The organism is Pseudoalteromonas sp. SR44-8 (assembly GCF_014163635.1).
GTDB lineage: Bacteria > Pseudomonadota > Gammaproteobacteria > Enterobacterales > Alteromonadaceae > Pseudoalteromonas > Pseudoalteromonas rhizosphaerae.
The window spans coordinates 58,262-69,458 of the sequence record NZ_JACJDS010000016.1; the positions used below are offsets into that span (position 1 = coordinate 58,262).

General features: G+C 39.1%; 11 protein-coding genes. 8 read left to right on the forward strand and 3 right to left on the reverse strand.

The features are described 5' to 3' along the window. Nucleotides 1-10: 10 nt before the first annotated feature. Nucleotides 11-1,096, forward strand: a complete 1,086-nt coding sequence (locus H5183_RS09865) for a DUF418 domain-containing protein (RefSeq protein WP_257326559.1) — start codon at nt 11-13, stop codon at nt 1,094-1,096. 304 nt (nt 1,097-1,400) lie between these two features. Next, a complete protein-coding gene (gene rluF, locus H5183_RS09870) occupies nt 1,401-2,324 on the forward strand; it encodes a 23S rRNA pseudouridine(2604) synthase RluF (RefSeq protein WP_182731591.1) in 924 nt (307 codons plus the stop codon). A gap of 60 nt (nt 2,325-2,384) precedes the next feature. Here rluF and H5183_RS09875 read toward each other — a convergent pair whose 3' ends face one another. Together H5183_RS09875 and H5183_RS09880 are read right to left on the reverse strand one after the other, a co-directional pair. Continuing rightward, complete coding sequence (locus tag H5183_RS09875) at nt 2,385-5,447, reverse strand: efflux RND transporter permease subunit (protein WP_145235895.1); 3,063 nt, start codon at nt 5,445-5,447, stop codon at nt 2,385-2,387. 1 nt (nt 5,448) lies between these two features. After that, entirely contained in the window at nt 5,449-6,531 is a 1,083-nt protein-coding gene (locus H5183_RS09880) for an efflux RND transporter periplasmic adaptor subunit (RefSeq protein WP_145235892.1), read from the reverse strand. A 122-nt stretch (nt 6,532-6,653) separates the two neighbouring features. Between H5183_RS09880 and H5183_RS09885 the strand changes: the two genes are divergently transcribed. Next, entirely contained in the window at nt 6,654-7,547 is an 894-nt protein-coding gene (locus tag H5183_RS09885) for a LysR family transcriptional regulator (protein ID WP_145235888.1), read from the forward strand. Then, nucleotides 7,548-7,853: an MGMT family protein gene (locus H5183_RS09890; RefSeq protein ID WP_145235885.1), complete on the forward strand. Its 306-nt coding sequence runs from the start codon at nt 7,548-7,550 to the stop codon at nt 7,851-7,853. A gap of 9 nt (nt 7,854-7,862) precedes the next feature. Here the strand turns inward: H5183_RS09890 and trhA are convergent, their stop codons facing one another. Continuing rightward, a complete protein-coding gene (gene trhA / locus H5183_RS09895; protein ID WP_145235882.1) occupies nt 7,863-8,501 on the reverse strand; it encodes a PAQR family membrane homeostasis protein TrhA in 639 nt (212 codons plus the stop codon). A 255-nt stretch (nt 8,502-8,756) separates the two neighbouring features. Here trhA and H5183_RS09900 point away from each other — a divergent pair, with 255 nt between their 5' ends. The 4 genes from H5183_RS09900 (at nt 8,757) to H5183_RS09915 (ending at nt 11,190) form a co-directional block, all read left to right on the forward strand. Then, nucleotides 8,757-9,053 carry a hypothetical protein gene (locus H5183_RS09900; RefSeq protein ID WP_145235879.1) on the forward strand — a complete coding sequence of 99 codons (297 nt, stop codon included), beginning with the start codon at nt 8,757-8,759 and terminating at the stop codon, nt 9,051-9,053. A 213-nt stretch (nt 9,054-9,266) separates the two neighbouring features. Next, the gene (locus tag H5183_RS09905; RefSeq protein WP_145235874.1) at nt 9,267-9,845 is read left to right on the forward strand and encodes an LON peptidase substrate-binding domain-containing protein; all 579 of its coding nucleotides are present in this window, start codon (nt 9,267-9,269) and stop codon (nt 9,843-9,845) included. Between the two features lie 66 nt (nt 9,846-9,911). Further along, entirely contained in the window at nt 9,912-10,535 is a 624-nt protein-coding gene (locus H5183_RS09910; RefSeq protein ID WP_145236307.1) for a sigma-70 family RNA polymerase sigma factor, read from the forward strand. Further along, nucleotides 10,528-11,190, forward strand: coding sequence for a ChrR family anti-sigma-E factor (locus H5183_RS09915; protein ID WP_182731592.1), 663 nt, complete (start codon nt 10,528-10,530; stop codon nt 11,188-11,190). The genes H5183_RS09910 and H5183_RS09915 overlap by 8 nt, the downstream gene beginning before the upstream one ends. The last annotated feature ends 7 nt before the right edge of the window (nt 11,191-11,197 follow it).

The following is an 11,197-nucleotide window of genomic DNA, read 5'->3' on the forward strand; positions in this document are numbered from 1 at the left end:
GAGCTCAATAATGCGTAATCAAAATATGGATGTTATTCGTGGTGTTGCTGTGCTCGGCTTAATGTACATGAATGCCTATTCCTTCGGTTTATTTGAATTTGGTTACGTACCATTACAGTCCCCGCCTTTTTCGGATCATGTTATTCAATGGGTGAGCCTTAGTGTTATTGACGGCCGCTTTCGCAGCTTATTTTGCTTACTCTTTGGTGCTGGATTATATATTCAGTGGCAGCGTTACCAGCAGGTTGAGCAATTGCAAAAACGCTTAAAAGTATTAGCCGTGTTTGGTTTACTACATGGCTTTTTGTTGTGGGCTGGTGATATTTTGTTTATCTATGCATGCGCAGGGTGGTTGGTCATACAATACCTTGATGCGAGTGACGAGATGTTATTAAAACGCGGTTGGCAATTTCTATCACTAGCCGCAGCGATAACGTTTTTGATAGCCTTAGTTGACCCCACACTGACTATCTATCGAGATTCGGCCGATTTTTTAGCAAGTTATAATGCTTCACGAGGATCGGCATTAACTATTTTTGTCAATAATAGTGTGATGTTTATCGTGATGCTCATTGCACTTCCGCTGATCACTTTGTGGATGGCTGCAGGATTAATGCTATTCGGTATTTATGGCTATAAAAATAAACTGTTTGAGACTGGTTTAACTAAATTAAGCAAAATCAGAGTATTGGCAATTGCGCTACTGTTAAGTGCGATTAGGATCAGTTTTGAATATCAATCTAGCTTATTTATTAGTGCATTAAAAGAACCCGTAAGCTGGTTTGCAGCATTATTCACAGCCCTATTAATTATTCATTTTGTGGTAAGGCTGACGACAAAACATGACTTTCACTTTATTGCATTGCAGCGTGCAGGAAGGCTCGCATTAACTTTATATCTAATGCAAACTATTTGCTTGTTAGTGTTGTTTAAAGTTTTTTATCCGCACTGGGTGCTCAGCTTTAATCATTTAGAATATTACGTATTAGTGAGTGGTTTAGTCATTTTTCAACTTAGCTTTAGTGTGATTTATTCGCGTTATTTTAAGCAAGGTCCAATGGAATTTATTTGGCGAAAGTATACAAATGCTGCTTGAGTTGAAGCTACTGTAAATAGTGTGGTAATTTTTTCTCTGTCACTGTAGGTTAAAATTAGCGCAAACCTACATACCGTAAAACAGAGCAATCGTTTAAGTATAAACAAACCGACTAGGTGCTTGCTGTGAAAAGGCTAATAGTTGGTTTAACAGCGCTTTATACTGCGTGATTAATTTTAACAAGTGGCTTCTATTGTTTGCAATCTGTGCCTTGTCTAAATCGCTTTTAAATTCAACTGCGCTCGCATCTTAAGGTGGTTTGGGTATACAATATCGGCCTTTAAAATTAATGTGAATTTGGCTCATGACAGACTTAAAACGATTAAATAAATTTATTAGTGACACCGGTTTTTGTTCACGACGCGAAGCGGATAAATATATTGAAGATGGTCGTGTTACTGTCAATGGTATACGACCGGAAATGGGTGTCAAAGTAGCATTGTCTGACACGGTACTGATTGATGGTAAGCCGCTGAAGAAAGTGCCGAAACGGGCGTACATCGCTTACAACAAACCCGTTGGTATAACCTGTACAACTGAGCGTAAAATTCAAAGTAATATCGTCAAAGCGGTTAACTACCCAGATCGTATTTTTCCAATTGGTCGCTTAGATCGGCCATCAGAAGGGTTGATATTTCTGACAAATGAAGGGGATATCGTCAATAAAATTCTTCGTGCTGGCAATAATCATGAAAAAGAATATGTTGTTACAGTCGACAAGCCATTAAATCGTCAGTTTGTGAATAAGATGGCAGGTGGTTTACCAATTTTAGATACAGTCACGAAAAAATGCAAAGTTACACAAACAGGACCGCAACAATTTACTATTGTATTAACGCAAGGTTTGAATCGTCAAATTCGTCGTATGTGCGAGTACTTGGGCTATGAAGTGGTCACCTTAAAACGCGTACGTATTATGAATGTCACGTTAAAAGGCTTAAATGTTGGCCAGTGGCGCCATTTAACTGAGCAAGAAATGGCTGAGATTAATAATTCGATTGCCGACTCGGGCAAAACCGAAGAGTTATCAGTGGATGAGAACAAACAATCTGCGAATATCAGCAAGCCGAAACAAGCACGCACGCCTTACAAAGAAAACGATAAAAAGCGTGATTTTGCTAAGCATGTCAAACAAGGCCGTTTTGATTCTAAAAATGACCAAACTAACGCCAAACCTGCAAGAAGAAATAGCACCACGCGCACCGGCACATTAAGCCTTAAAAAATAAGATCAAATTGTAAAACCAGGAACAACATAAATTGTGCTCCTGGTTTTATTTAAACCTCAGTTATTTTGCTTTTGGCACCTCAATTTTAAATAGCACGGTATAAAGCACCGGCACTACGATTAATGTCAACACGGTTGCAAAGCCTAAACCAAACATAATCGTCACCGCCATTGATTGGAAGAACACATCAAATAATAATGGGATCATTCCTAAAATGGTGGTGATTGCTGCCATCGCAACGGGGCGCACACGGCTTACACCGGAATCAAATACTGCTTGATAAGGCTCTTTGCCTTCACTGAGCTCAAGGTTGATCTGATCTACCAACACAATGCCATTTTTAATCAACATACCGCTTAAGCTTAATAACCCAAGTAGTGCCATAAAACTAAATGCGGCGTTCATCACTAGCAAGCCGGCGCTGACACCGATGATTGCTAAAGGTACTGTGGCCCAAATAACCAGTGGTTTTTTTACTGAGTTAAATAGCAACACAGTGACTGCAAACATCGCTAAATAGCCCAAAGGTAACGAGCCAAAAATAGCTTTTTTTGCCTTTGTTGATGATTCAAACTCACCGCCCCATTGTAATTCATAGCCATTAGGGAGTTTAATTGCTTCAATACCTGGCCTGACTCTTGAAAATAGTTTAGCGGGTGTTTCATCGCCTATTACGTCATGATCGGCCATTACTGTAATAGTACGTTTGCGATCGCGGCGCATTATTAGGCTGTCTTCCCACTGTACAACAAACTCATCCACCACTTGAGTAACTGGCACGAATACGCCTAATACTGGGCTGTATATTTGTAGGTCACGGAGGCTTTCAACATTAAGACGCTCTTGTGCAGGTGAGCGGGCAATAATGGGGATCTGTTGAGTACCATCTTTGTAAATGCCGACTTTTTTACCGGAAAAACTGGTTAATAATAGTTGGTCCAAGTCTGTTTTAGCGATACCCAGACGCCGTGCTTTTTGTTCGTTAAGTTGCGGGCGAATGAGTTTTGAGCGTTCACGCCAATCATCACGAATATTATAAGCACCGGCATCTTTTGCTAGCACTTCTTTTGCTTGTTTAGCTAATTGGCGAAGCACTACTGGATCAGCCCCCGAAAAACGCGCTTCTATTTTAGCATCAGTAGAAGGGCCTATTTCCATACGTTTTATTTTAAGCTTGGCATCAAATACATGGTTGTATTCATAGTCGCGAACTTTTGCAATCATCGTCGCCACTGCTTCGCGGTCTTTTACACGGATAATTAATTGACCATAAGCTGGGTATGATTTTTCAGGTGCGTAGGTCAACATAAACCGTGGTGCGCCTTGGCCTATCGTTGATGTTACTTCTTCGACCAGCTCATCTTTTTGTAAGAATGCTTCGAGTTTGGCGACGCCATCTAAAGTGGCATGAATATCAGCCCCTTGTGTATGCCAATAATCTACGTAAAACATTGGCGTGTTAGAAGCTGGAAAAAACGCTTGTTTAATAAACTTAAAGCCAAAAACAGAGCTAGCTAATAAAACGACCATCAACAATAAAGTGGTTTTACGAAAACGCATCGAGGTGCTTAATAAACTTTTATATAGATTAAAGATCACACCTTGATATGGGTCTTCATCATGGCTTTGCTGCTTGAGCTCTGTTTCTTTAAACATTAAGTCAGCAAAGAAAGGAGTTAAGGTAATGGCAGTGATCCAGCTTAATAATAATGAGATAAATAATACCCAAAATAAGCTGCCGGCAAATTCCCCACTAGCGTCAGAGCTTAAGCCAATTGGCGCAAATGCAGTAATAGCAATCACGGTTGCGCCAAGTAAAGGCCACTTTGTTTGCTCCACTATATTAGCCGCTGCTTTTATCTTTGTTTGCCCTCGCTTTAGGTTTATTAAAATACCTTCAGTGACTACGATGGCGTTATCAACCAACATTCCTAATGCAATGATCAGTGCACCTAAAGAGATACGTTGTAAATCAATCGCAAACAGTTTCATGAAAATGAATGTTCCTAATACGGTCAGCAATAAAATTGCCCCGATCAGTACGCCACTTTTAAAGCCCATAAAGACAAGCAGGACAACAATAACGATAGCGACAGCTTCGAGTAAGCTGATGATAAAGCCATTGACTGATTTTTCGACTTCAACAGGTTGGTTATAAACGGTATTTATTTCCATGCCATGGGGGCGCTGATATTCAAGCGATGCTAAATGCGCTTTAATGTTATCGCCTATATCCACAACGTTTACACCACTGCTAAACGATACGCCAACGAGCAAGGCTTGCTGCTGGTTAAAACGGATTACATTATTAGGTACTTCGGCGTATTCACGAAACACCGTTGCAACGTCACCGAGGTAAATCAGTTCATTTTCACCTGGTTTTGAGATCAGTAGATTTTCGAGCTCTTTTACGTCTTTGAATTCGCCTGTTGGGTGCAGTCTAATTGATTCATCGCCTACGCGTATTTTACCTGCATTCGATACGGTATTTTGTGATTGCAATAATTGATAAATTCTAGTTGGTGCAATACCAAGCTGCGCCAGCTTACGCGTCGATATTTCAACCATCACCTGTGCTTGTTGTTCACCACTGACGGTCACTTTACCTACGCCGTCAACGAGTACCAGTTCGCGCTTTAAGTAATCAACATAGTTTTTTAGTTCGTCATAAGAGTAACCATCGCCAGTGACGGCATACATTACGCCGTATACGTCGCCAAAATCATCTAAAATGGTACTTGGGTATACACCACTTGGCAGTGATGAAGCGTTATCGTTAATCTTGCGCCGTAGCTCATCCCAAATTTGTCGTAAGTCTTGTTTGCGATAGTTGCTTTTCATTTCAACGGTAATTTGTGATTTCCCTGGAGATGAAATGCTGGTTACGTAATCCACATACGGCAATTGTTGAATTGCATTTTCAATCGGAAAAGTAACTTCATCTTCTACCTGTTGTGGTGAAGCGCCAGGATATAAGGTGATCACCATGGCTTTTTTTATTGTAAATTCAGGGTCCTCAAGCTGACCAAGTCCTAAATAAGATACTACGCCACCGATTAATAGTAATAGCGCGCACATCCAACTGACGACCTTTTGTTTTATGGCAAGTTCAGCAATGCTCATTTTATAAGCCTCGCTCTTTTTGCCACGGACGTACTTGCATGCCTTCTTTAAGGTAGTGAACACCAGCCGCGACCACAGTTTGACCTTGCTCTAAACCAGCAAGCACTTCAATACCACGTCGATGTAATTGGCCAACTTCAACAGCTTGCTTTTTCACCTTGCCAGTCTGTGGATCGTATAGCCAGACATAGCTGTTATTAGTAGGCTGTGTTGGTTCAGAGAACACAGCTTCAACAGGGAGTAAAATATAGTGTGATTGCGAGTGAGTAACTTTACTTAGATCAATATCTACACTGCCGGTCATGCCTGCCAACAGGTTAAAATCTTTAGGCACTGGTAATGAAAATACCACCTTGTAAGTTAATGTGGCTGGATCTGCTTGGGTGTCGAATTCTTTAATCATTAAGGTATATGATTTATTTGGAAAACCGTCAAAAACCACGCTTGGCTGATAGTCAATGTCTTTATCAATACGGGCGATTAGTTTTTCGGGTACTTGAATGATCACATCCATTAAATCACGGGTTTCTAAGCGAAGAATGTTTTGTTTTGCTTGGATATTCTCAAAGTTTTTAACAAACACTTTGGAAACGGTGCCGCTAAAAGGGGCACGTAATTCGCTATTATCTAAGTTGGTTTTTGCAATTTTTAATGCCGACTCAGCTACCTGTTTATTGGCAAGTGCCTGATCAAGTTCGGATTGACTGGTAATTGATTTATTAAATAGTTTTTGTACGCGTTCAAGTTGCGAGTGCGCCAATTCAAAACGTGCTTTTCGCTCATCATATTGCAGTTGAAAATCTTCAGGGTCTAACTTGGCAAGGAGTTGATCTTTTTCAACATGTTGACCTGCCAATGCCGGGAACTCTAATAACTCACCGTTAACTCTAAACGCCAAATAAGAGCCTTGATTTGCCACTACTTCTGCCGGAAAACTGCGTATTGTCTGATCTGAGTTAGTATCAATTTCAAATAGTTTTACTGGACGAATAGCTTGTTCGACGTGAGTGTCGGTATTTGATTCTTTACAGGCGACTAAACTCAGTATTAATGTTGATATAATTAAAACTGGCGACAGTTTCATGGTCTTCTCCGTGGCTATGAAAACATAAATTAGATGCAGCATACGCCGCGAACATATAAAATAAAAATTATTAAATTTTAAAAAGATCATAAATAAAATTTATGATTTTAAGTTGGACCATTATGAACTTAGTGCAGTTAAAAATGCTTGATGCCATTGTTCGCACTCAAAGCTTGTCGCAAGCTGCTTTAGCACTGTATAAATCGCAACCAGCTTTAACGTTAGCTATTAAGAAACTTGAAGCTGAGCTTGGTTTTGAATTGTTAGATCGTAGCCATTATCGATTGCAATTAACTGAAAAGGGTCGTATTTATCATCGCGAAGCAGCATTATTATTAGATGCTCAGGCACATTTAGCACAACTGGCCAGTGAACTTGCACTTGGTAATGAAGCAAATTACAAAATTTGTTATGAGCAGTTATGTCACCAAGCACTGTATAACGATATTATTTGCAATGCTTTTGTTAAACATACCAGCACCGAGTTTAGTGTAACCAGCGGAAAACGTTTTGTTTCTCTTGAGCAAGTAAATAAAGGACAAGCAGACTTAGGGATTGGTCCGTGGTTTGATTTGTTTCATGCTACAGGCGATTTAGAAAGTTTACCGATTGGCAAGCTCGATATTGGTATTGTTAGTGTGACAGGATTAGTGCCAGATAAAGTAACTTATCAACAATTACAGAACTTTCCTTGTTTAGCGATGTTTGAAAGTGATATGAGTTTTGACTCTGATCGTTTATCGTATTCAAAAGGCTCTACCATGATGAAAATTGATGATATATCAACTTTAAAATCGTTTTTATTATCGGGAGCTGGCTGGGCAATGATGAGTTTAGCGCATTGTCAAAATGAACTTGAAAGTGGTGTATTACAACAAATTAAAATACTAGACAGAGAAAATACGTTTAGCGCACAGATCAGAGTATTCCGACAAAATGCCACTCATCATGGACCCGTGGCAAGAGCCGTGTGGCAAGATTTTAAGCAGTTAAGTAAAACGTTTTTAGGGTCGTAAATGCAAGCCAGTAAAGAAGACAAAATTTATACTGTGATGGCGAATATACCGCCAGGAAAAGTAGCCAGTTATGGACAAGTAGCGGCAATGGCAGGATTGCTAAATAATGCTCGGCTAGTAGGGCGGTTATTAAAGTTAATGCCAAAAGATTCAAGCATACCTTGGCATAGAGTGATCAACAGCCAAGGTAAAATTTCTTTTCCTGAAGGGACAGCGCAGTACCAAAAGCAATATCAATTACTGCAAAGTGAAGGCGTAATTTTTAAAAATGGTCGTGTTAATATGCGTCAATTTCAGTGGGACTAATTAAAAAATTTAACCGACCGTAATAATATAGCGGCTGATTGCAATATAGTGACAAACACAGCCTGCAATCACAAATACATGCCAAAGTGCGTGGCTATATTGACGACTTTTAGCACTATAAAAGAGTGTGCCGAGACTATACAAAATCCCTCCACTGAGTAACCACCATAGTGCGTTTACTGGCACATTTAAATAAAGCGGGTAGACAATTGCAACTGCAAACCAACCCATTAATAAATATGTTGATAAAGACACCTTTTTGTTTTGTTTTTTCACCATTAATTTATAGCACACTCCGCCAAGTGCTAAAGACCATATAAATACCAGCGTTAAAATCGACCAAATTCCGGTTAATGAGAGTACTAAAAAAGGGGTGTAAGTGCCTGCAATCAAAATATAAATAGCACAGTGGTCACATTTTTTATAAAAAGCCCGCGCACCTATGCTGCTACTACTGTGATAAAGCGTAGATGATAAAAACAGCAACAATAAACTACCGCCATAAACAATTGCACTGACCGTTGCTTCAATCGTGTGTGTCTTGCTGATCAGCTCCCACAATACAAACAATGAAAATATAACGCCTGCGCCGTGAGACAGGCTATTAAGTTGCTCTTCTTTTTTAGAATAAGCGGGTTCAACCGACATGACATACTCATCATAAAACATTAATTTGGATTTGAGTGTACAAGTGTACGCTGAAACTTTCAATGCTTATTTATTGACTATATTTTGGTTTTTTTAACCAATTTGAATGGTTTTAAAATTCACATCATCAATAGGTTATGCACTTGTGTGATTTAAAGTGCATAAAAAACAATTAGTTAAAATTTATTTCGTGGTTGGCACAACCTTTGATTAAGTAATAGCGACTAACTTAATAACACAATAGGGAATACCATCATGAAAAGCATTATTAAACTATCTGTTGCAGCACTTTTGGTTGTTGGTTCTACACAAGCAAGTGCAAATGACGGTCAATTAGATATTACTCAAACGCTATCAAGCAGCATTGCACAATACATTGAAAGTACGAGTAATGAATTACAAAGCAAATTAAAACAGTCATTGTTTAGTGATTCGCAAAAAATGTTAACCGAACTGTTTTCTCAGCAAAGCGAGCAATCAGCTGAAGTAGGTGTAGCTGAAAATACATCACAACTCGTTGCAACTAGCAATGCAGTAAAAGTTGAGGGTTAAAGTAATGAGCAGCGAATTAGGATTATTAGCTTTAATGTTAGCACCCGTTGTAAGCTTGTTAAGTGCGTATGCATCAGTTGAATTGTTACGTAATGTAGGGCAGTGGCTAAACATAGGCTAAGGGGATACCGATAAGTAATAATCAGTAACATTGATCTTGTTTGCTGCAGTGCACGTAACGTAATGCATAGTTAAACTGATGTAGTGAGCCTTATGAAACGTGCAATCTTTCCATTACCTGTATTTATTTTACCAAGTGGGTATACGCGGTTAAGAATTTTCGAACCTCGTTATCTTGATATGGTAAAAGAATCACTTAAAAATGATCATGGATTTGTTCTTTGCCAGTATGATGTTGATAGTCATCTCAACGTTCCTAAGTATGGATGCTTAGTGGATATTATTGACTTTTCACAAGATCAACAAGGGCAATTACTGATTGATGTGGTAGCTAAATCTGTAGTTGAGTTAACTGATGTAACTGAAGATAAGCAGCAGCTACGTTTCGGTCAGCTATCAGCACCTACAATGCCTTTTTGGTTTGAACAACCCCATAATTTAGATCGCGATGATACATATTTAGTAACTGCTTTAGAGCAGTTGTTTGATGTTAATACAGAATTAACCGATTTATATCGCCAGACACACTTTGATGATTTGAACTGGGTTATTGCTAGATGGCTTGAATTATTACCTATTTCAATTGATAAAAAACAACAGCTTGCCTTTAAATCAGACTTTGCGAATATTCACTCTTTCCTTCATACTGTGATTAATAACGAATTTTCCTAATTAATATGATCTTAATTTAGTTGCCCTGCGTATTGAACAAGCAAGAACACTAATGGGAATATTATGATGGTGAGTCAACAACTTTCAACACGTTGTGAACCTAACACAGGTAATTACACTGCCATGCCACAAACGCCAAGCAAAGAACTTGCTGATGCATTATCTGCGGTTGCAGCTAATCGCGATAAACAAGCATTCGCTTATTTATTTGCGTACTTTTCACCAAAAATAAAACGCTTTGGTATCAAGCAATTTAACTCAGAAGCACAAGCGATGGAATTAGTACAAGACACGCTTACTTCCGTGTGGCGAAAAGCACATCTCTATAATAATGATAAAGGCGCTGCTACAACGTGGGTATATACCGTAATGCGAAACGCATCATTTGATATGCTCAGAAAAATGAAAAGTAATAAAGAAGATAATATTAGCGAAGATATTTGGCCGTTAGTTGAGCAACATGATAATGCTGACTATGAATTTAGTGATCATCTTGAAAATCAACAAATAAAAAATTACCTAGATAAATTACCCCAAGCTCAACGCGATGTGGTTAAAGGCGTTTATTTTCAAGATATGTCACAAGAGCAACTTGCAGAACAATTGAACATTCCAATTGGTACCGTGAAGTCACGTTTACGTTTAGCGTTACAAAAATTACGCAATGAAATGGGAGACCGCAATGATTAAACATCACCCAAGCGATGCGCTATTAGCGCAGTATTGTAATGCGTCATTACCGGCAAGTATAAACGTCGCCGTCGCTATTCATCTTGATATGTGTAGTTGCTGTAAAGAAAAAGTGCAACGCATTGAAGCAAACAATGCCGTAGATGTGTTTGGCACTGATGATGAGCATCCTCAAACTACAGATTTAGCTATTGATGAATTATCATTAATTGATGCAATTACAGCAGATGTAACTGCTGATGAGGTATACAAGGTCGCGCCTCAAAGTATCCTTGTTAATCAGCAAAATTATCAATTGCCCCGTGCTCTTGCCCGTATTTCACATAGCAAATTTATGCAAATGGGGAAATTATCACGTTCTCGTATCGATCTAGATGATGGTGCGTTACGTTCTAGCTTATTGCACATTGATGCTGGTGGAGAAATCCCTGAACATACTCACACTGGTTTCGAATTGACTTTATTACTTGATGGCGAGTTTAGTGATGAAGAGGGTCAATATGTGCCTGGCGACTTTATGTGGCTCGACGGTCGTCATCAACATACCCCGATCACAGAAAAAGGTTGTTTATGTTACACAGTAGTCAGTAGTGCTCTACACTTTAAGAAGGGACTGAGTAAGTTACTCAATCCAATTGGCAATTTGATTTACTAGGAGTGTA

Excerpts from the sequence above, each read along its gene's own strand:
- H5183_RS09885 (WP_145235888.1), top strand. The coding sequence starts at position 6,654 with ATGAACTTAGTGCAGTTAAAAATGCTTGATGCCATTGTTCGCACTCAA.
- H5183_RS09915 (WP_182731592.1), top strand. The coding sequence starts at position 10,528 with ATGATTAAACATCACCCAAGCGATGCGCTATTAGCGCAGTATTGTAAT.
- H5183_RS09900 (WP_145235879.1), top strand. The coding sequence starts at position 8,757 with ATGAAAAGCATTATTAAACTATCTGTTGCAGCACTTTTGGTTGTTGGT.
- H5183_RS09865 (WP_257326559.1), top strand. The coding sequence starts at position 11 with ATGCGTAATCAAAATATGGATGTTATTCGTGGTGTTGCTGTGCTCGGC.
- trhA (WP_145235882.1), bottom strand. The coding sequence starts at position 8,501 with ATGTCGGTTGAACCCGCTTATTCTAAAAAAGAAGAGCAACTTAATAGC.
- H5183_RS09910 (WP_145236307.1), top strand. The coding sequence starts at position 9,912 with ATGGTGAGTCAACAACTTTCAACACGTTGTGAACCTAACACAGGTAAT.
- H5183_RS09905 (WP_145235874.1), top strand. The coding sequence starts at position 9,267 with ATGAAACGTGCAATCTTTCCATTACCTGTATTTATTTTACCAAGTGGG.
- H5183_RS09875 (WP_145235895.1), bottom strand. The coding sequence starts at position 5,447 with ATGAGCATTGCTGAACTTGCCATAAAACAAAAGGTCGTCAGTTGGATG.
- H5183_RS09890 (WP_145235885.1), top strand. The coding sequence starts at position 7,548 with ATGCAAGCCAGTAAAGAAGACAAAATTTATACTGTGATGGCGAATATA.
- rluF (WP_182731591.1), top strand. The coding sequence starts at position 1,401 with ATGACAGACTTAAAACGATTAAATAAATTTATTAGTGACACCGGTTTT.
- H5183_RS09880 (WP_145235892.1), bottom strand. The coding sequence starts at position 6,531 with ATGAAACTGTCGCCAGTTTTAATTATATCAACATTAATACTGAGTTTA.